Here is a 20,815-nt window from a genome sequence, read left to right as displayed (position 1 = left end):
CTATGCGGCCAGACGGCGATCCGTCTGGCCTTTTTTATTCCCTTGTCCCGGCGGCAAGGATTTATTTTCAATACCTTATGGATGAACAGCGTTTCCAGGAACCTACTTGCTATGACTGACTCCCTGAATCCTGATGTGATTTACCACCACGGTAAAATTTATACGGCGGATCGAAACGATTCGTTCTGTGAAGCCATCGCTTTCAAAAATGGCTATATCACCGCCACCGGAGCCAGCCGCGAGCTACTGAAGCTGGCGGGGCCGCTGACGGAGATCGTCGATCTCAACCAGCGGGTAGCCCTCCCCGGCCTTATCGACAGCCATATGCATCCTTTTTGGGGCGGTAAGCAGCTGCGGGGCTGCCATCTTGACTACGCGGCGCTGACCGTGGAAGAGACCCTTGCGCGCATCCAGAAACACCTGGACGCCGATCCGCTGAAAGAGCAGGACGACTGGCTTACGGTACGCGCCTGGCAGCGTCAGGCGATGGTGCCCGCCGGGGCGGACATGAGCCGCAGGGCGCTGGATACCCTGAACACCCGTCGGCCGGTGGTGCTGTTCTCCAATGACTGCCATACCCTGGCGGCCAACAGCCGTGCCCTGCAAATGCTGGGTATTGACGAGAGCACGCCGGTGCCGGCGGACGGCAAGATCGGCCGGGATGCGGATGGCCGCCTGAACGGCATTCTGGAGGATGCGCCCGCGATGCGGGCTTTCGACAGTATTCCGACCGGCACGCCGGCCCAGTGCGCGCTCATTGCCCGCCATGTGCAGCAGGTGCTTAACCAGCAGGGGGTAACAACGGTCATGGACACCAGGGTTGATGAAGAGCCGCTGCGGGCGTTTGCGGCGCTGCGCGATGGCGGTGAGCTGACGATTCGCCTGTGCGGAGCGCGCGAAATTACCCCGGACAGCGTCAGCGGGCCGGAGGACGCGCGGCGGGCGCTGGAGGAGATCGTGGCGTTTAACCAGCGCTGGAACGATCCGGTCTGGCAGCCTGCGCCGGGCTTTGGCCTCAGCCACGTGAAGTTCTTCGTCGACGGGGTGCTGCAACCGCCGACCATGACGGCGTCGCTGCTGGAGCCGTACCGTAAAAATCAGGGCACCCACGCGCGGCCGGACTGGCAGCCAACGGCAACGGACAGCTACGGCGATCTCTACTTTTCCCGCGAGGTGCTTAACGCGCTGATTCACGAGTGCGGGCGCGCGGGCGTGCATCCGCATCTGCATACGGTGGCGGAAGGGGCTATTGAAATGGCCCTCGACGCGCTAAGCGCGATGCGCCAGGCCTGGCCGGAAAAAGACGTTCGTCCCGGCCTGGCGCACAATGAGCTGGTGGCGGCGCATCAGTACGCGCGCTTCGCCGCGCTGGGGGCCGCGGCGGTGCTTTCCTACCAGTGGGCCGGGCTACCGGCGGTGCTGATCGACGAGGAGCGGGCGATGCTCGGGGAAGCGCGTTTTCAGCATCTGGAGCCGCAGGGGCGCTTCCTTGATGCCGGCGTGCGGCTGGCCTACGGCAGCGACTGGCCTATCGATCGGCTTGACGAGTGGTACAACCTGCAGGTCGCCATGACGCGCCGCGCCTGGGACAGCGAAGGCCAGCCCGCCGGGCCGCGGCTGGATAACGATCGCAACCTGACGCTGACGGAAGCGCTGCGCTCCGCCACCATCGACGCGGCCTGGATGATTGCCCGCGACGGTGAAATCGGCTCCCTGGAGCCGGGCAAGCTGGCCGATATGATTATCCTGCAGGACGATATTTTCAGTCGCCCGCCGGAGACGCTGTTCAGCACCCGCGTGGCCTGTACGATCGTCGGCGGTAAGGTTGTCTGGCAGGCCCGGGCCGCGACCCTCTGATTATTTCCGATAACCTGCTGTCCGGCACATCCTGGCCAGTAATAAGGGCTTCGGCAGGCCTGGGCCTGCCGCTTCGCCGCGCCTGTAAACGGCTTCACACTTTTTTTCCGGTGCCGCTGAATTTATTTTTTATTTAGCCGATGTATGTTTTTAGCGGGAATTTAATAAACGTAACTTATATATATCCTAAATAATTTGGGTTGCATGAAGGCGGTAAGCGAGCGCAGCCAACGCATATGCAGCCTGAAGTATGACGGGGATAAAAGCGATAGCGTTTAGGGGGGGCTTTTGTTCTTTCAAAACGCCGCGCCATATGTAAAAATTCGCGGTCTTTTTCACGATGATAAATACTTTTTAACGGTGCCAGAGCTGCGCCAGGAGATGATAAGGGAATGCCACAAACACATCAGTTACGAAGAGTGCTTAAAACGCCTGCGCTGGTCGCTTTTGGCCTGGCTTATATGGTTCCGCTGGGTGTCTTCACCACCTATGGCCAGGTTACCGTTCTGAGTAAAGGCCATTTACCCATTGCCTATCTTGTCACTATTGTGACCATTCTTTTTACCGCCTTAAGCTATTGTCGGATGACCAGCACGCTGCCGCTGGCGGGGTCCGCTTATTCATATGTACAGCGCTGTTTTGGCGGCAAAATGGGTTTTCTGGTTGGCTGGGCGCAAATTCTGGACTATTTATTCCTGCCCATCCTCAACTATCTTGTTTTAGGCATTTTTCTGCATGAGGCATTTCCGGCTATCCCGGCATCCGTCTTTGTGCTGGCGTCAATTATATCGGTAAGTATGCTGAATATACTTGGCGTACGGCTAATGACCTCCGTTAACGTTACGCTGATTACGGCGCAGTTTATTTTTATTGCGCTGTTTATTGCGCTCTCATTTAGCCAGGCGGATTTAAGCCCCGACGCGCTGCTGCGTCCGCTGCTGGTGAACGGCGAACATCTGAGCGGCCTGCTGGCCGGCGCGGCGGTGCTGTGCCTGGCGTTTCTCGGCTTCGATGCCATCGCCACCATGGCGGAAGAGGCGGACGACGCCAAACGCACGCTGCCGCGCGCCATTATCATCACCGTCCTGCTGGCCGGGGTGATTTTTATCGCCGTCTCCTACGCCGCGCATCTGGTCTATCCGGACTGGCAGTCGCTGATCCCGGTGCAGGATACCGCCAGCCTGGTGGTATCGGAAAAGGTGGGCGGCCGCTGGATGTATAACTTCTTTATGGCGGCCTACCTGACCGGCGTATATGCCTCGGCGATGACCGCCCAGACCGGCGTATCGCGTATCTTCTATGCGATGGGGCGCGAAGGCGTGCTGCCGCGTAAGGTCTTTTTCCATCTGCATTCGCGCTTTCATACGCCGTACCGGGCGATTCTCTTCGTGGCGGCGATTTCGCTGACCGCCCTGGAGCTGAGCCTGGAGCTGGTGGTGTCGATGATTAGCTTCGGCGCGCTGGTGGCGTTTACCTTCGTCAACCTCAGCGTGATCAAACACTTCCTGATTAACGAAGGGCGGCGCGGCCCGCGGGCGCTGTTCCACTATGGCCTGCTGCCGCTGGTGGGGGTAGGCATGTCGATATGGCTGTGGACCCACCTTGCCCCGGACGCGCTGAAGGTGGGGCTGGTGTGGCTGGCCATCGGCTTTGTCTGGCTGCTGTATATGACGCGCGGCCTGCGCCGGTCTCCGCCGGCGGTGGACTATGACGAAATTGCCCATCTCATTAAATAAGGACGCGGCCTGCGGGCCGTTTTTCCAGGTCGGTATCGAAATATGCTTGTTCAGGAAAAAATCATAACTTTAGATTCTGCGCTTTTCCGCCGGGTGGACGCGCTGTACGCCGGGGCGTTTCCCTGGCACGAGCAGCGGGAAACGCCCGCCAAAATCCGGGCGTTAAGCCACCCCGACTACGCGCTGGAGGCCTGGTCTGACGGCGAGATCTTTGTTGGCCTGAGCGGCAGCTGGACCTTTGACGGATACGTCTATATTGAGCATCTGGCCATTGATGGCGCGCTGCGCTCGCGGGGCTACGGCCGGGCGGTGCTGGAGCGGATTCTGGCGCGCTCGCCCCTTACCGTGCTGGAGATCGATCCTTTGACCAGCGAGATCGCGCGTCGGCGGCTGCGCTTTTATGAATCGATGGGCTTCCACGCGAACCCCTGGCCGCATACGCATCCGGCGTATCATCAGGGAATGGACGCTCATCGGCTGATTGTACTGAGCTATCCGCAGCCCATCGACGCCGGGTGCTATCGGCGTTTTAGTGAGGATCTGCGTCGTCAGGTGATGGGAGAGTAAAGTGGGGGGCGGGGCGCTCCTGCGCCGTTCCGGCAACCCCTGATTGCGTGGCGCTGCCCGCGCAGCGCTTGCGGTAAAAACGCCCGGCCAGCCCTCGGGCGGCTGGTCCGCAGAGCTGGCTACGCTTCGTTTTCCGCCAGTTCGCGCAGATACTGGAAAATCTGCCGCGCCGACTTTGGCGCTTTGTTGCCCTCTTTCTCTTTCCTGGCGTTGCGGATCAGCGAGCGAAGCTGCTGACGGTCGGCCTCTGGCCATAGCCTGAGCACGTCCGCGATGGCGTCATCCCCGTCGGTAATCAGGCGGTCGCGCAGCAGCTCCAGCTTGTGAAACAGCACCACCTGCTGGTTGTGGCGGTTTTTCAGCTTGTCCAGCGCCTGGCGAATCGGCTCCACGTCGCGGCTGCGCAGCATTTTGCCAATCAGCTGCAGCTGGCGGCGGCGGCCTTCCATCTTAATGCGCTGCGCCAGCTCCACGGCGCTACGCAGGTCGGCATCGAGCGGGATCTTATCCAGCGCGTTTTTTCCCAGATCGACAATTTCCGCGCCCAGGCGTTTCAGCTCCTCGGCGTCGCGTTTAATTTCGCTCTTGCTGACCCAGATAATTTCATCGTCTTCGTCTTCGATGTCATCACCGGGAACGTCGTCGAGCCAGTCTTCGGGCTGCTTTGTCATATCAGGCTCCTTAAAAAAGAGGCTAATGTTACCAGTTAAGATGCGCACTGAAAAACGGTTCTCTGTTAGACTTCAGAGAATCTTTTTTTACAGTATGGCATTTGCGATGAAAGTAATCTCACAAGTTGAAGCGCAGCGTAAGATTCTGGAAGAGGCGGTCTCGACGGCGCTGTCGTTAGCCTCCGGCAAGTCGGACGGGGCGGAAGTGGCCGTCAGCAAAACCACCGGCATCAGCGTCAGCACCCGCTATGGCGAAGTAGAAAACGTCGAATTCAATAGCGATGGCGCGCTGGGGATTACCGTTTACCACCAGAATCGTAAAGGTAGCGCCTCTTCCACCGATCTCAGCCCACAGGCCATCGCCCGCACCGTACAGGCGGCGCTGGACATTGCCCGCTACACCTCCGAAGATCCGTGCGCGGGCGTCGCCGATAAAGAGCTGCTGGCCTTTGACGCGCCGGATCTCGATCTGTTCCACCCCTCTGAGATTACCCCCGACGAGGCCATTGAGCTGGCGGCGCGCGCCGAACAGACCTCCCTGCAGGCGGATAAGCGCATCACCAACACCGAAGGCGGCAGCTTTAACAGCCATTACGGCATCAAGGTATTCGGCAACAGCCACGGTATGCTGCAGGGCTACTGCTCGACCCGCCACTCGCTCTCCAGCTGCGCGATCGCCGAAGAGAACGGCGATATGGAGCGCGATTACGCTTATACCATCGGACGCCGCTTAAGCGATCTGCAGACCCCGGAATGGGTCGGCGCTGAGTGCGCGCGACGCACCTTATCCCGCCTGGCACCGCGTAAGCTCTCCACCATGAAGGCACCGGTAATTTTTGCCAACGAGGTGGCGACCGGGCTGTTTGGCCATCTGGTCGGGGCGATCGCCGGCGGCTCGGTGTACCGTAAATCCACCTTCCTGCTCGATGCGCTGGGCACGCAGATCCTGCCGGCGTGGCTGACCATTGAAGAACATCCGCACCTGCTGCAGGGGCTGGCCTCTTCGCCGTTTGACGGTGAAGGCGTGCGCACCGAGCGTCGCGATATCGTGAAGGACGGGGTGCTGACCCAGTGGCTGCTGACCAGCTACTCCGCGCGCCGGCTGGGGCTAAAAAGCACCGGCCACGCGGGAGGCATTCACAACTGGCGCATTGCCGGGCGGGGGCTGAGCTTTGCGCAGATGCTTAAAGAGATGGGCACCGGACTGGTAGTGACGGAGCTGATGGGCCAGGGCGTGAGCGGCATCACCGGCGACTACTCGCGCGGGGCGGCGGGCTTCTGGGTGGAGAACGGCGAGATCCAGTATCCGGTCAGCGAAATCACTATCGCCGGCAATCTGAAGGAGATGTGGCGCAATATCGTCACCGTGGGTGACGATATTGAAACGCGCAGCAATATACAGTGTGGCTCAGTGCTGCTGCCGGAGATGAAAATCGCCGGGCAATAGCCATCGTTCGCGCCTGGCGGCTTTTTTCCGTCAGGCCGCCGCTGCATAATCCTGCCTGCATCACATTTTCGCGCTTTTTTACCGCCGCGACCGCCCGGTTTTTTCCCTCCTTTTTCAAAAAATTGCGCGATTTGTATCACGTTTTTTAGCCGATAAAGTGCGCAGCTGGCCTTTTTTGTGGTGTCGATCGTCGGCGTCGCCCGCCTTTCCGCTTCTAAGTGGCAAATAATTCGCTACAAACTTCCCCCCCTCATCGTTAGCTTTATCCTGGAACTATGAATGGGGTGAGATGAGTGAATAACGAAGCAGTAATCAACGATACGGAAGAGCAGACGGCGCGGATAGCAGAGCTGGCCGGGCGTATGCTGGCGCAGGTTTTCACCCTGCTTCGCGCTCGCCGCATCGTACCCAACGCCGTGCAGGAGAAGATGCTGACCTCCCACGTTCGCGCGATGGCGCACCGCTCGGTGACCGGGGAGCCTTTGCCGGAGGTGGAGGCCAGCCTGTTTGATGAGATCTCCGCCGAATCGATGGCCCTTGCCCGCGAGGTGGTGGCGGCCTTCGGCAACCTGCCGGAAGAGGAGGCATGGCTGCTGTCGGTACATTTCGAAGTCGCGAAAGACAACCTTTAAGGAGCAACGAATGGAACAGATTACCGTGGTGATTGGCGATCGCCTGGGGAAAGGCCAGAAGGTGGCCGCAGGCGTGAAGAAGGCCGGCGGACGCGCGGTTGTCGTGCCCGGCGTGGCGGCGGATATGAAGCTCGGTGATGTGATGAAGGCCGAAAACGCCGATTTCGGCATCTCGTTCTGCGGCAGCGGCGGCGCGGGCGCTATCACCGCCCAGAATAAGTATGGCTATAAGGCCAAACACGGGATGCGTTCGATCGATGAGGGCGTGACCGCCATCGGCGAAGGCTGCAATGTGCTGGGATTCGGCTTTATGGATAAAGAGGAGCTTGGCGAACGTCTGGTGCAGGCGTGGCAGAAAAAGTACGGCGCTTAAGTATGAAAACGCAGCTTACCACGACGGTAAGGGTTCGCGGTAAAGGCGAGGCCAAAGCTCAGGCCTTTGCCGACGCCCTGAGCCGCGTTCAGGCGGCGGTGATGACCGGTTCGCCGCATGTACTGCTGCGCATTGAGCCGCAGGATGTGCGGGTCGTTCAGGCGCGTGAAGCGGTACGTGAAGAGGCTTTTCTGCTCCTTTTTCTGCGCCGGGAGAGGCGCATCTACAGCGTGGAACTGGACGTCACCGTCAGCGTAACCGCCATCAATCCGGACGAGGTGGCGTTTGTCGTACAGCGCTGACTGGATCTAATAAGGCATAACTATGTTTATGATTATTTTAATAAAATCACTGATTATCGGCGGGCTGGTCGGCGTCGGCGTCGGTGCGGGCGCGGCGCGGATGTTCCATGCTCCCGATAGCCAGGGGATGGGGGCATTTCGTACGCTGGGGGAGCTGAACGCCTGCGAAGGCGATCCGGCCTCGCACTTCTCCTTCGGTCTGGGCTTCTTCTTTAACGCCTGGGCCTCCTCCGTGGCGGCGGGCGCATTCACTCAGGATGTCGATCATCGCATCATTCCGAACTGGGGGGCGGCGGCGCTGATGATCAAAAACCGCCGCCTCGGCGAGACGCTGCACGATCCGCGCAGAATGGCGTTTGCCTGCGGCGCTATCGGAGCGATCGTCGTCGCCTTTCTTAACCTGACCGCCTCGTCGGTGCCGGAGGCGCTGCAGGTTACCGCCGTGAAGGTGCTGGTGCCGGCGGCCAACCTGCTGGTCAATACCGTGATGCCGGTGATCTTCTGGCTGGCAGCCATCGACGCCGGGAAACGTTCGGGATTCTGGGCCACCGTCTTCGGCGGCGCGGCGCAGCTGATTATGGGCAACGCCGTTCCCGGACTGGTGCTGGGCATCCTGATTGGCAAAGGGGTGGAGGAGAGCGGCTGGAACCACGTCACGAAGGTGATGATGGCGGCCATCGTCGCGCTGTTCATCCTGAGCGGCTTCTTCCGCGGCTTTGACATGCAGATGATCCAGTCCTTCCACTTAAGCGTACCGGACTGGCTCGAGGCGATCCACAGCTCGCTCAGCGGTAAATAACGGAGGCCATAATGGAGCAAAATAGAGGGTTTTGGTACGCCGACTGGTCGTTTCCGATCTTTGTTGGCCTGCTCTCCGCCGGCGTGTTCGCCGGAACCCATATGTATTACCTGTACGGCATCGGCGCGTTTAACGAGGTGGCCTTTGTTTCTATGCTGCGGGCGGGAATGGACAGCGGGGTTTACGGCGCGGTGGCGGCGTTTGGTGCCAGCTTTCTGTTCGCCCGAATCATCGAAGGTTCGCTGGTGGGGATCCTTGATATCGGCGGCGCAATACAGACCGGCGTAGGCCTCGGCGTTCCGGCGCTGCTGCTGGGGGCGGGCATCTATTTTCCGGTGACCAACTTTATCGCCTCGCTGTTGACCGGCCTGATCCTCGGCCTGGGGATTGGTTACATCATTATTCTGGCGCGCAGATTCACTATCAGCCAGAGCAACTCCACCTACGGGGCGGATGTAATGATGGGGGCCGGCAACGCCTCCGGCCGCTTCCTTGGCCCGCTGATCGTTCTTAGCGCGATGGGCGCTTCCATTCCCATCGGCGTCGGTTCTCTGCTCGGGGCCCTACTTTTTTACCTGTGGCAGAAGCCGATCACCGGCGGCGCGATCCTCGGCGCGATGGTTTTAGGCGCAATCTTTCCGATTGCTATCAGCTAACCCTGCGGAGAGAAAGATGTTCGATTTACTCCTGCGTCGTGCGCGGCTGGTCGATGACACGGTGACCGACATCGCCCTGCGGGGGGGAAAAATTGCCGCCCTCGGCGAGCTGTCAGCCCCGGCCGCCAGGACTATCGATTTGCGCGGAAAATACTACGCCAGCGCCGGCTGGATTGATTGTCACGTTCACTGCTATCCCAACTCGCCGATATACCATGACGAGCCGGACAGCGTCGGTATCGCCGCCGGTGTGACCACCGTTATCGATGCGGGCAGCGTCGGTGCCGACGATATTGACGACTTTTACGCCCTGGCCCGCCGGGCGACCACCGACGTCTACGCCCTGCTGAATATCTCCCGCGTCGGGCTGATCGCCCAGAACGAGCTGGCGGAAATGGCCAATATCGACGCCGGGGCGGTAAAAGAGGCGGTGAAACGCCATCCTGATTTTATTGTCGGTCTGAAGGCGCGGATGAGCGGCAGCGTGGTGGGAGAAAACGGCATTGCGCCGCTGGAGCGCGCCAGGGTGATGCAGAAAGAGAACGGCGGCCTGCCGCTGATGGTGCACATCGGCAATTGTCCGCCGGATCTCGACGAGATCGCCACCCGCCTGACGGCGGGCGATATTATCACCCACTGCTATAACGGCAAGCCCAACCGCATACTGACCCCGACGGGGAAGCTGCGGACCTCGGTCAGCCGGGCGCTGGCGCGCGGGGTTCGCCTCGATGTCGGCCACGGCACCGCCAGCCTGAGCTTTGCGGTGGCGAAACGCGCCATTGCCGCGGGGGTTCTGCCCTGGACCATCAGCTCGGATATCTACTGCCGCAATCGTATCAGCGGCCCGGTGCATTCGCTGGCTAACGTGATGGCGAAATTTCTCGCCATCGGCATGACGCTGCCGCAGGTCATTGCCTGCGTGACGTCTCACGCCGCCGCCGCCCTGAACCTGAAAAGTAAAGGTCGCCTGCTGCCGGGGCTGGACGCCGACTTAACCCTCTTTACGCTGAAGCCTCAGCCCGCGGTGCTGGTGGATGCCGAACATAACACTCTGCAGGCGAATACCCTGCTGGTGCCGCTGGCCGCTATTCGGGCGGGCAGGGGTTATATGACCGAACAAGGGAGCGCGGAACATGCCTTCAATTTTTGAGAAATACAATCTGAAACAGGTAATTAATACCTCAGGGCGCATGACGGCGCTCGGCGTTTCCACCCCGCGCCCGGAGGTGGTTCAGGCGGCAATGGCCGGCATGAGCCAGTACTTTGAAATGAGAACGTTGATTAACCATACCGGCGAATACATTGCAAAGCTGCTGGACGTGGAGGGGGCGACTATCGTCTCCTGCGCCTCGGCGGGAATCGCCCAGTCGGTGGCGGCAGTGCTGGTGAAGGAGAGCGACTGGCTGCTGGAAAACCTGCACATGACGGCGATTGAAAACAACGAAATCGTGCTGGCGAAGGGCCACAACGTCAACTTTGGCGCGCCGGTCGGCGCGATGGTCGCGCTGGGGGGAGGCAGGCCGGTCGAGGCGGGCTATGCCAACGAATGTTCGGCGGCGCAGCTGGCGGCGGCGATTACCCCGCGCACGGCGGCGCTCCTCTATATTCAGTCGCACCACTGCGTGCAGAAAAGTATGCTCAGCGTGGAGCAGGCGGCGGAGGTGGCGCGTAAGCACGACCTGCCGCTGATCGTCGACGCCGCGGCGGAAGAGGATCTGCAGCGCTATTATCGCGCTGGCGCGGATCTGACGATCTACAGCGGTGCCAAGGCCATCGAGGGGCCGACCAGTGGGCTGGTGATTGGCAAAGCCCGCTACGTGGAGTGGGTGAAGCGGCAGTCGGCGGGCATCGGCCGGGCGATGAAGGTTGGCAAAGAGGGTATTCTCGGCCTCACCTGCGCCATTGAGCTTTATCTGCAGACGAAAAAAGAGAGCGGAGCGGAGATGGTGGAAAAAATGACGCCGTTTATCAGCGCGCTGAACCGGCTTGACGGCGTCAGCGCCCGGGTGGTCTGGGACAGCGCCGGCCGCGACATCGCCAGGGCGGAGATTAAATTTGATGAAGCCGTCACCGGTATTGCCGCCAGCGAGCTGGTGGAGGCGCTTAAGCAGGGTGAGTACGCCATCTACTTTCGCGGCTATAAGGCCAATGAAGGGATCGTTGAGGCGGATGTGCGCAGCGTGGACCGCCCGCAGCTGGACATTGTGGCGCGTCGTATTGGCGAGCTGCTTAATCAGGAGAAAAAGATATGCGGCTGACGCCAAATTTTTATCGCGATCGCGTTTGCCTGAACGTGCTGGCAGGCTCGAAGGAGAACGCCCGCGCCGTTTACGAGGCGGCGGAGGGGCATGTGCTGGTGGGCGTGCTCTCAAAGAATTACCCGGACGTCGCCAGCGCGGCGGCGGATATGCGCGACTATGCGGCGCTTATTGATAACGCGCTCTCCGTCGGGCTGGGGGCGGGCGATCCGAACCAGTCGGCGATGGTCAGCGAAATCTCCCGGCTGGTGCAGCCGCAGCACGTCAACCAGGTGTTTACCGGCGTGGCGGCCAGCCGCGCGCTGCTGGGGCAAAATGAGACGCTGGTCAACGGGCTGGTGTCGCCAACCGGCGTCGCGGGGTGGGTGAAAATCTCCACCGGCCCGCTGAGCAGCCGGGCACCGGACGCCATCGTGCCGGTCGATAGCGCCATTGCGTTACTGAAGGATATGGGCGGCAGCTCAATCAAATATTTTCCGATGGGCGGCCTGAGCTGCCGGGAAGAGTTGCAGGCGGTAGCGGAGGCCTGCGCCCGCCACGACTTCTGGCTTGAGCCTACCGGCGGTATTGATCCTGAGAATTTTGCGGCGATTCTGCAGATTGCTCTTGACGCCGGGGTGAGCAAAATTATCCCGCATATTTACAGTTCGATTATCGATAAATCCAGCGGCGAGACCCGTCCGGCGGATGTGCGCGCGCTGCTGGCCGTGACCAAGAGGTTGCTCAAGTAGAACGTCGCCCTCCCGCTCGCGAGAGGGCAGAGAGAATGCCCCGAAGCGTAAGAGGATAACGACGTGCGATTTCCGACCCCACGTTTAACGCGGTTATTTGAGATGCTGCAAAACGAACCGCTACCCCAGGACGAGCTGGCGCGGCGGCTGTCGGTCTCCACGCGCACCGTTCGGGCGGATATTGCCGCGCTGAACGCGCTGCTGATCCGACACGGCGCGCAGTTTGTTCTCAGCCGCAATGACGGTTACCGGCTCAAAATCGACGATCCGGACAGCTATCGGTTGTTCTCTGTTCGCCAGGGGGCCGTGCCGGAGATCCCGCGCACCAGCGAAGAACGGATGCACTGCCTGATGGTGCGCTTTCTGACCTCCGCCTTCTCTCTTAAGCTGGAGGCGCTGGCTGACGAATGGTTTGTTAGCCGTGCGACGCTGCAAAACGATATGGCGGAAGTGCGCGAGCGGCTGGGTCGCTACCAGCTGACGCTGGAAACCCGCCCGCGGCACGGCATAAAGCTGTTTGGTCGGGAAACGGCGATTCGCACCTGTCTGACCGATCTTCTCTGGACGATGAGCTGGCAGGCACCGGGCAGCCCGCTGGCGTTCCGGGAGGCGCTCAGCGCCGGAGCGCTGGAGCTGCTCCAGCCGATACTTGAGGAGATTTTCAGCCGTTGTCAGATCCAGCTTACCGACGAAGGGGCGCTGTTTTTACGTCTCTACTGCGCGGTGGCGGTGCGGCGTATCGGCGAAGGGTATCCGCTTTCGGAGGCCATAAGCGAAGCGGTGGGGGAGTCCGTCAGCCGGGCGGCGCGCGAGATCGCCCGCGCGCTGCAGCGTCTGACGGAGAAGCCGCTCTCCGCCGCCGAAGAGAGCTGGCTACAGGTGCTGATTGCCGCGCGACAGGTCGAGGAGCGGACGCCCGGCACCATAAACGCCGACGACGGAGAGGCGTTGGTCAACTACCTCCTTACCTTTGTCAATACGCGGTATAACTACAACCTGCTCACCGATCGCCAGCTGCGCGCCGATCTGCTGACCCACGTTAAGACCATGATCACCCGGGTGCGCTATCAGATCATGATCCCCAATCCGCTGCTGGAGAATATTAAGCAGCACTACCCGATGGCCTGGGATATCACGCTGGCCGCCGTCGCCGGCTGGGAGAAGTATACTCCGTACGCCATTAGCGAAAATGAGATCGGCTTTCTGGCGCTGCATATCGGGGTGGGGCTGGAGCGTAATTATGACATCGGATACCGGCGGCGGCCCAGCGTGGCGCTGGTGTGTGATGCCGGAAACGCGATGGTGCGGATGATCGAGGCGGTATTGAGGCGAAAATACCCGCAGATTAAGCTTGTGCGCGCCCTGAGACTGCGCGACTACGAGCGGCGGGAGAGCATCGCTGAAGATTTTGTCATCTCCACCGCCCGTATCGCTGAAAAAGACAAGCCGGTGGTGACCATCGGGCCGTTTCCCACCGACTACCAGCTGGAGCAGATTGGCAGGCTGGTGCTGGTGGATCGAACCCGTCCGTGGATGCTGAACAACTATTTCGACGCAGAGCATTTTCTGATCGTGGAGGAGGAGATGGACCGGACGACGCTGTTTGAAAAACTGTGCGGGCAGCTGCAGCGTGAAGGGTTTGTCGATGCGCAATTTCTTCCTTCGGTGATCGAGCGCGAGGCCATCGTCAGCACGATGTTCGGCGATGGAATTGCTCTGCCTCACGCTCTGGGCCTGCTGGCGAAGAAAACGGTAGTGTATACCGTGCTGGCCCCGCAGGGGATCGCCTGGGGCAACGAAACGGCGCGGGTGATATTTTTACTCGCCATCAGTAAAAATCAGTATGAAGAGGCGATGGCGATTTATGATATTTTCGTCGCCTTTCTGCGCGATCGCGCCGTCTCCCGGCTGTACGCCTGTCGCAGCTTTGAGGCGTTTCAGGCGACGGCGCTGGCGTGCGTGAGCCGTTTTTAAGAGGTGACCTGGCGCAGATAGTGTACGACCTGATTGCTGCTGCCGCGCCAGATCAGCATTGGATCTTTCAGATCCTGCACAAACTTGCCGTCAACCAGCACGTTGATTAGGTCCACCACCTGCATCTGCGCGGCGTTCAGCTCATCCATTTTATAACCGGTCCAGACCCAGATATCTTTGCCAGGGCACTCCGCGCGGATGCGCCGCACCAGTTGCAGGATATCCGGTACGTTTTGCGGGTGCAGCGGATCGCCGCCGGACAGCGAAATCCCCTGACGCCGAATGCGCGTGTCGTTGAGATCGCGCACAATCCGATCTGCCATCTCTGGAGTAAACGGCTTGCCTGAATTCAGCCGCCAGGTGCTTTTGTTATAGCATCCGGGGCACTCGTGGATGCAGCCCGCCACAAACAGCGTGCAGCGGGTTCCGGGGCCGTTGACGATATCGACGGGGTAGTACTGGTGATAATTCATTTTCGCTTCTCAATTGACGCCATTACTGCGTTGGCTGCGCTCGCTCACCCGGGTCACTTACTATTGTAAGCTCCCCGGGATTCACTTACTTGCCGCCTTGTCCTGGCGCCAGTTGCTTTGCGAAAAGCGTCGCTCTGCCGGGCAATAATAGTGCCTGCTTAACCGATCTGCCCGTTGCCTAAGTGCTTCACGCGGCGCTTTGACGCCATTACTGCGTTGGCTGCGCTCGCTCACCCGGGTCACTTACTATTGTAAGCTCCCCGGGATTCACTTACTTGCCGCCTTGTCCTGGCGCCAGTTGCTTTGCGAAAAGCGTCGCTCTGCCGGGCAATAATAGTGCCTGCTTAACCGATCTGCCCGTTGCCTAAGTGCTTCACGCGGCGCTTTGACGCCATTACTGCGTTGGCTGCGCTCGCTCACCCGGGTCACTTACTATTGTAAGCTCCCCGGGATTCACTTACTTGCCGCCTTGTCCTGGCGCCAGTTGCTTTGCGAAAAGCGTCGCTCTGCCGGGCAATAATAGTGCCTGCTTAACCGATCTGCCCGTTGCCTAAGTGCTTCACGCGGCGCTTTGACGCCATTACTGCGTTGGCTGCGCTCGCTCACCCGGGTCACTTACTATTGTAAGCTCCCCGGGATTCACTTACTTGCCGCCTTGTCCTGGCGCCAGTTGCTTTGCGAAAAGCGTCGCTCTGCCGGGCAATAATAGTGCCTGCTTAACCGATCTGCCCGTTGCCTAAGTGCTTCACGCGGCGCTTTGACGCCATTACTGCGTTGGCTGCGCTCGCTCACCCGGGTCTCTTACTATTGTAAGCTCCCCGGGATTCACTTACTTGCCGCCTTGTCCTGGCGCCAGTTGCTTTGCGAAAAGCGTCGCTCTGCCGGGCAATAATAGTGCCTGCTTAACCGATCTGCCCGTTGCCTAAGTGCTTCACGCGGCGCTTTACCTCTTCCTGCTTGCCGGCGTTGAACGGACGGGCGTCCGGACTGCCTAAATAGCCGCACACGCGGCGGGTCACCGAGACGCGGGAGGCGTCGTGGTTGCCGCATTTCGGGCAGGTGAAGCCTTTGCTGGTGCACTCGAACTCGCCGGTAAAGCCGCATTCGTAGCACTCGTCGATAGGCGTGTTGGTGCCGTAGTAGGGCACGTGCTGGTAGCTATAGTCCCAGACGTCTTCCAGCGCCTTCAGGTTGTGCTGGATGTTCGGGTACTCGCCGTAGCAGATAAAGCCGCCGCTCGCCAGCGGTGGATAGGGCGCTTCGAAATCGATCTTGTCGTACGGGTTCACCTTCTTCTCCACGTCGAGGTGGAAGCTGTTGGTGTAGTAGCCTTTGTCGGTTACGCCGGGCACCACGCCGAACTCGGCGGTATCCAGGCGGCAGAAGCGGTCGCACAGGTTTTCGCTTGGCGTGCTGTACAGGCTGAAGCCGTAGCCGGTCTCCTCTTTCCACTGCTCCACCGCCTCACGCAGGCGGCTGACGATCGCCACGCCCTTCGCGCGCAGCGCTTCGCTATCGTACATATGCGTTTCGCCAAACAGCGCGTTGATGGTTTCGTGGATGCCGATATAGCCCAGCGAGATCGACGCGCGGCCGTTTTTGAAAATTTCCGCCACGTCGTCGTCCGCCTGCAGACGCACGCCGCAGGCACCTTCCATATAAAGGATCGGCGCAACGCGGGCTTTTACCCCTTCCAGACGCGCGATGCGGGTCATCAGCGCTTTCCGCGCCAGCGCCAGGCGATCGTCCAGCAGCGCCCAGAAAGCCGCCTCATCACCCTTCGCCTCCAGCGCGATACGCGGCAGGTTGAGGCTGATCACGCCGAGGTTGTTACGGCCGTCGTGTACCTGCTCGCCGTTTTCGTTCTCCCAGACGCCGAGGAAGCTGCGGCAGCCCATCGGCGTCTTAAAGGAGCCGGTCACCTTCACCACCTGATCGTAGTTGAGAATATCCGGATACATACGCTTGCTCGCACACTCCAGCGCCAGCTGCTTGATGTCGTAGTTTGGATCGCCGAACTTGTGGTTCAGGCCGTCGCGAATGGCGAATACCAGCTTCGGGAACACGGCGGTTTTACGATTCTTGCCCAGCCCCGCGATGCGGTTGCGCAGGATCGACTGCTGGATCAGCCGCGATTCCCAGCTGGTGCCGAGGCCAAAGCCGAAGGTCACAAACGGCGTCTGGCCGTTGGCGGTGTGCAGGGTGTTTACCTCGTACTCCAGCGACTGGAAGGCGTCGTAGCACTCTTTCTCCGTGCGGGAGCGCGCGTAGCCGTCGGCGTCCGGAATCTGCCACTCGTCCGCCGTTTTGCGGTGCTTCTGATAGCTGGCGGCGACGAAAGGTGCCAGCACTTCATCAATGCGGTTAATGGTGGTGCCGCCGTAAATATGGCTGGCGACCTGGGCGATAATCTGCGCGGTTACCGCGGTGGCGGTGGAGATCGACTTCGGCGGCTCGATTTCCGCGTTCCCCATCTTGAAGCCCTGCGTCAGCATACCTTTCAGGTCGATCAGCATGCAGTTGAACATCGGGAAGAAGGGGGAGTAGTCGAGATCGTGATAGTGGATTTCGCCGCGTTCGTGGGCCTGCACCACGTCCCGCGGCAGCAGGTGCTGGCGGGCGTAGTGCTTCGCCACGATCCCGGCCAGCAGATCGCGCTGGGTGGGGATCACTTTGCTGTCTTTATTGGCGTTTTCGTTCAGCAGGGCGGAGTTAGTCTGCTCCACCAGGCCGCGGATCTCCTGGTTCAGGCGGCCCCGCTTTTCGCGCTGAATATCGCGATCGTGGCGATACTCGATATAGGCGCGCGCCAGCTGTTTATAGGGGCCGGACATTAGCTGATTCTCAACCGCGGTCTGGATATCGTTGATATCCACCTGGCTGCGCTCGTTCATCTGGTTGCTGACGATCTCTGCGACGGTGGCACAGTAATCTGTGTCATCGACTCCCGCTGCTTTAGCTGCACGCAGAATGGCTTCCTTAATGCGCTCTGATTTAAACGGCACTTTGCAGCCGTCTCGTTTCATCACATGCGGTGTCATGATCACTCCATATTTATAAGAACAGGTTATCCACAAAGGCAGGGAAGGCAGGCACTGGCCTATTCATCTCTGTATCCAATGACTTCCCGCAACCCTAACCCATGTTATCCACACATTCGCCCCCTGGTGGAAGCGTGGTGGTTGTTGTAATGTTAGTCGATAAATACAACATATTGGGGCGGGCGGCATTTTAATATCTATATATAGTGCTTTGCATCAAGGATGTTAGCGATTTTTTTGACGCAGCGCAAAGCAAAAAAGTGAGAGCACAGATGGCGGGCGCTGCGGTATGTGAGAAAATCTCCCAGGAGAAATCTGATTATTTATTGCACAATGACGACAGGGTGGCGCACCGTTCATCCGGACGGATAGCCCTCCTGCCGTAGCCGTATTCACCTGCTCCGGACGGAGGCGGCAGCGCCAGAAAGAGCGCCCGGTCCTCTGAGCGACGAAGGTAACGGTAGCAGCCTGCTGAGGAAGCGATTTGTCGCCGTTGCGACGGCTGCGGATCATTTATGCGATGTGGTCAGCCGCGGGCGGCTGTAAAACTTTTTAAACGTTAAAAATATATACCCTAAATAATTCGAGTTGCAGGACAAAACGCAGCGCGTTTTGAACAGCCCCCGGGCTGGCCCCGAAGGGGTGAGGCCCTCAGGCCGAATCACGCGGCGACCCAGTGACAAATTCGTCAGGAACGAATTTGAACAGCCGCAGGCTGCCTCTGGTGAGAGACAGGGATGTCTCTCATTAATCCCCGGGAGCTTACTGGAGTAAGTGACTGGGGTGAGCGAGGACAAATCGGCTTAGCCTATTTGAACGCCGCTGGCGGCGGCCCTTCAGGGTGAGGCCCCAGGGCCGAATAAAGCCAACGCACATGCAACTTGAAGTATGACGGGTATATTCTCTATTCTATTTTTATTGAACGTTAAATAGCGTAGCCGATCGCAAATTCGGCCCGCTTTTAGCGCTTTTTTTTTTCAGGAAATCGACCTTCATTGCAAAAATGAAACAGTGTGCTGAAATTTTTTTGCCCTTTTGTTTTTTATGAACATACTCTGCATAACATCCCTGAATAATCGAATGACATGACAAAGCGCGGCGGTGGGCGACGCTAATGCCCCCGCAGCCTGCCGCTCTTTTTTAGCCCGCGGTTCGAACCGCGCCAGTGGGATAAGTGTACCGGGGCTATTTTTTAAAGCCACGCGGGCAGTGGGGAATAAACGGGACAAAGAGCGTCAGGTTTTAATTTAAAAAAATGGAAGTTGTATACCTTAAATAATTCGAGTTGCAGGACAAAACGCCAAACGTTTTGCCCGGCCGCAGGCGGCGGGTTCCACTTTCGCCTGCGTAGATACCGCGCAAAGCATAACGGGGCTCGCGTCATAAAACAGGCGAGCTGTGAATATTTCGAGGGGCTTAAAGATGGGTGAAGGTTATTCTGCGGTAATGGATGTGCTTTATCGGATCGCCATGTGGGTGGCCGGGGTGGCGCTATTGGTGATGGTGGCGGTAATCCCGGTGGGGATATTTGCGCGCTACGTCATGAACAGCGCCCTGTCGTGGCCGGAGCCAATCGCCATACTGTGTATGGTGACGTTCACCTTTATCGGCGCGGCGGTGAGCTATCGCGCCGGTTCGCATATTGCGGTCAGCATGGTCACCGATCGCCTTGGCGAGGGCGCGCGGCGGTTCTGCGCGATCCTGGCCGATATAATGCTGATGGCCATCAGCCTCTTTATTCTCTGGTACGGCACCACCCTCTGCTACGAGCTGTGGGAGCAGCCCGTTGCCGAATTCCCGCTGTTGAGCGCCGGGGAAAACTACCTGCCGTTGCCGATTGGCTCGGCCATTACCCTGCTCTTTATTCTCGAAAAGATCTGCCGTGGTCCCCAGAATCAGCGTTCCGTGGTCATGCCAGGATCGACCAGCTAATCGCCGTACCGACTTTACAGAGGAAAGCAGATGGACGCCTTTATTCTCATCTTTACCCTCGCCATTATGCTGGCGATTGGGGTGCCGGTGGCCTACGCGGTGGGCATCAGCGCCATCGTCGGCGCGTGGTACATTGATATTCCGCTGGAGGCGGTGATGATTCAGCTGACCAACGGCGTGAATAAATTCTCGCTGTTGGCGATCCCGTTCTTTATTCTCGCCGGGGCCATTATGGCCGAAGGGGGGATTGCGCGCCGGCTGGTCAACTTTGCCTATATCTTCGTCGGCTTTATTCGCGGCGGCCTGTCGCTGGTGAATATCGTGGCTTCTACCTTCTTTGGCGCTATTTCGGGGTCGTCGGTGGCGGACACCGCCTCTATCGGTTCGGTGATGATCCCGGAGATGGATAAAAAGGGCTACCCGCGAGACTTCGCGGCGGCGGTCACCGCCAGCGGCTCGGTGCAGGCGATCCTGACGCCGCCCAGCCATAACTCGGTGATCTACTCGCTGGCGACCGGCGGGACGGTCTCTATTGCCGCGCTGTTCATCGCCGGGATCCTGCCGGGCCTGCTGCTGAGCTTTGCCCTGATGGTTATGTGCGTGGTCTTTGCCCGCCGCCGCGGCTATCCGAAAGGCGAGCGCGTGCCGTTTCGCCAGGCGCTGAAGATCTTCGTGGATACCCTGTGGGGGCTGATGACGGTGGTGATTATTATGGGCGGTATACTGTCGGGGATCTTCACCGCCACCGAGTCGGCGGCGATTGCCTGCCTGTGGGCCTTCTTCGTCACCATGTTTATCTACCGCGACTATACGTGGGCGGAGCTGCCGACGCTGATGTACCGCACGGTGAAAACTGTCACCATCGTGATGATCCTTATCGGCTTTGCCGCCGCGTTCGGCGCTATTATGACCTACATGCAGCTGCCGATGCGCATCACCGAAGCCTTTACCCGGATCTCAGATAATAAGTACGTTATTTTGATGTGCATTAACATCATGCTGCTGCTGATCGGCACCCTGATGGATATGGCTCCGCTAATCCTGATCCTGACCCCGGTGCTGCTGCCGGTCACCAATGCCCTGGGCATCGATCCGGTGCACTTCGGCATGATTATGCTGGTTAACCTTGGGATTGGCCTGATTACGCCGCCGGTTGGCTCGGTGCTGTTCGTCGCCAGCGCGGTGAGTAAACAAAAAATAGAGCAGGTGGTGAAAGCGATGCTGCCGTTCTATGCGGTGCTGTTCCTGGTGCTGATGCTGGTGACTTACATTCCGGCGATTTCGCTGACCCTGCCGAAGCTGTTCGGGGTGATGTAAAGCCGCCCGACAGGGCGCAAATCCGGGCGGCACAGCCCGGATTTCATCG

At 59.4% G+C, this 20,815-nt stretch carries 18 protein-coding genes; 15 read left to right on the top strand and 3 right to left on the bottom strand.

The window, feature by feature from the left end; translation table 11 throughout:
* Positions 1-111: 111 nt before the first annotated feature.
* The 3 genes from GJV78_RS16790 to GJV78_RS16780 all read left to right on the top strand — a co-directional run bounded on the left by GJV78_RS16790 (position 112) and on the right by GJV78_RS16780 (position 4,160).
* The gene (locus GJV78_RS16790; protein ID WP_155109418.1) at positions 112-1,857 is read left to right on the top strand and encodes an amidohydrolase; all 1,746 of its coding nucleotides are present in this window, start codon (positions 112-114) and stop codon (positions 1,855-1,857) included.
* A 392-nt stretch (positions 1,858-2,249) separates the two neighbouring features.
* Positions 2,250-3,593: an APC family permease gene (locus GJV78_RS16785; RefSeq protein ID WP_155109417.1), complete on the top strand. Its 1,344-nt coding sequence runs from the start codon at positions 2,250-2,252 to the stop codon at positions 3,591-3,593.
* Between the two features lie 42 nt (positions 3,594-3,635).
* On the top strand, positions 3,636-4,160 hold the full coding sequence (locus GJV78_RS16780; RefSeq protein WP_155109416.1) for a GNAT family N-acetyltransferase: 525 nt from the start codon (positions 3,636-3,638) through the stop codon (positions 4,158-4,160).
* A 119-nt stretch (positions 4,161-4,279) separates the two neighbouring features.
* Here GJV78_RS16780 and yjgA read toward each other — a convergent pair whose 3' ends face one another.
* Positions 4,280-4,831, bottom strand: coding sequence for a ribosome biogenesis factor YjgA (gene yjgA / locus GJV78_RS16775; RefSeq protein ID WP_155109415.1), 552 nt, complete (start codon positions 4,829-4,831; stop codon positions 4,280-4,282).
* A 94-nt stretch (positions 4,832-4,925) separates the two neighbouring features.
* On the opposite strand from yjgA, the gene pmbA reads away from it, so the two are divergent.
* From pmbA to GJV78_RS16725, 10 genes are all read left to right on the top strand, one after another.
* Positions 4,926-6,278 (top strand): metalloprotease PmbA, encoded by a 1,353-nt coding sequence (pmbA, locus tag GJV78_RS16770; RefSeq protein ID WP_155109414.1) that lies wholly within the window; start codon positions 4,926-4,928, stop codon positions 6,276-6,278.
* Positions 6,279-6,571: 293 nt separating this feature from the next.
* On the top strand, positions 6,572-6,910 hold the full coding sequence (locus GJV78_RS16765; protein ID WP_167519614.1) for a glycine dehydrogenase: 339 nt from the start codon (positions 6,572-6,574) through the stop codon (positions 6,908-6,910).
* 10 nt (positions 6,911-6,920) lie between these two features.
* Positions 6,921-7,283 carry an SFCGS family glycine-rich protein gene (locus GJV78_RS16760; RefSeq protein WP_155109413.1) on the top strand — a complete coding sequence of 121 codons (363 nt, stop codon included), beginning with the start codon at positions 6,921-6,923 and terminating at the stop codon, positions 7,281-7,283.
* A gap of 2 nt (positions 7,284-7,285) precedes the next feature.
* Positions 7,286-7,585: a DUF4312 family protein gene (locus GJV78_RS16755; protein ID WP_155109412.1), complete on the top strand. Its 300-nt coding sequence runs from the start codon at positions 7,286-7,288 to the stop codon at positions 7,583-7,585.
* Between the two features lie 22 nt (positions 7,586-7,607).
* Positions 7,608-8,384: a DUF4311 domain-containing protein gene (locus tag GJV78_RS16750; RefSeq protein ID WP_155109411.1), complete on the top strand. Its 777-nt coding sequence runs from the start codon at positions 7,608-7,610 to the stop codon at positions 8,382-8,384.
* 11 nt (positions 8,385-8,395) lie between these two features.
* Positions 8,396-9,040 (top strand): DUF4310 family protein, encoded by a 645-nt coding sequence (locus GJV78_RS16745; RefSeq protein ID WP_155109410.1) that lies wholly within the window; start codon positions 8,396-8,398, stop codon positions 9,038-9,040.
* Positions 9,041-9,056: 16 nt separating this feature from the next.
* Complete coding sequence (locus tag GJV78_RS16740; RefSeq protein WP_155109409.1) at positions 9,057-10,190, top strand: amidohydrolase/deacetylase family metallohydrolase; 1,134 nt, start codon at positions 9,057-9,059, stop codon at positions 10,188-10,190.
* Positions 10,174-11,298 (top strand): DgaE family pyridoxal phosphate-dependent ammonia lyase, encoded by a 1,125-nt coding sequence (locus GJV78_RS16735; protein ID WP_155109408.1) that lies wholly within the window; start codon positions 10,174-10,176, stop codon positions 11,296-11,298. Before GJV78_RS16740 ends, GJV78_RS16735 begins: the two co-directional genes overlap by 17 nt.
* Positions 11,289-12,029, top strand: a complete 741-nt coding sequence (dagF, locus tag GJV78_RS16730) for a 2-dehydro-3-deoxy-phosphogluconate aldolase (RefSeq protein ID WP_155109407.1) — start codon at positions 11,289-11,291, stop codon at positions 12,027-12,029. The genes GJV78_RS16735 and dagF overlap by 10 nt, the downstream gene beginning before the upstream one ends.
* Before the next feature lie 63 nt (positions 12,030-12,092).
* The gene (locus GJV78_RS16725; protein ID WP_167519613.1) at positions 12,093-14,003 is read left to right on the top strand and encodes a BglG family transcription antiterminator; all 1,911 of its coding nucleotides are present in this window, start codon (positions 12,093-12,095) and stop codon (positions 14,001-14,003) included.
* Here GJV78_RS16725 and nrdG read toward each other — a convergent pair.
* Entirely contained in the window at positions 14,000-14,476 is a 477-nt protein-coding gene (gene nrdG / locus GJV78_RS16720) for an anaerobic ribonucleoside-triphosphate reductase-activating protein (protein WP_155109405.1), read from the bottom strand. The two genes, GJV78_RS16725 and nrdG, sit on opposite strands and share 4 nt — an antisense overlap.
* A 902-nt stretch (positions 14,477-15,378) precedes the next feature.
* Entirely contained in the window at positions 15,379-17,517 is a 2,139-nt protein-coding gene (nrdD, locus tag GJV78_RS16715; RefSeq protein WP_155109404.1) for an anaerobic ribonucleoside-triphosphate reductase, read from the bottom strand.
* Between the two features lie 1,422 nt (positions 17,518-18,939).
* On the opposite strand from nrdD, the gene GJV78_RS16710 reads away from it, so the two are divergent.
* Both GJV78_RS16710 and GJV78_RS16705 read left to right on the top strand, forming a co-directional pair.
* Complete coding sequence (locus GJV78_RS16710; RefSeq protein WP_155109403.1) at positions 18,940-19,449, top strand: TRAP transporter small permease; 510 nt, start codon at positions 18,940-18,942, stop codon at positions 19,447-19,449.
* Positions 19,450-19,479: 30 nt separating this feature from the next.
* Positions 19,480-20,766, top strand: coding sequence for a TRAP transporter large permease (locus GJV78_RS16705; protein WP_155109402.1), 1,287 nt, complete (start codon positions 19,480-19,482; stop codon positions 20,764-20,766).
* The last annotated feature ends 49 nt before the right edge of the window (positions 20,767-20,815 follow it).

Source organism: Intestinirhabdus alba, from assembly GCF_009711095.1.
Taxonomy (GTDB): Bacteria; Pseudomonadota; Gammaproteobacteria; order Enterobacterales; family Enterobacteriaceae; genus Intestinirhabdus; species Intestinirhabdus alba.
The sequence above is the reverse complement of the archived record's forward strand: the minus strand, read 5'-3'. Positions and strand labels throughout refer to the sequence as shown.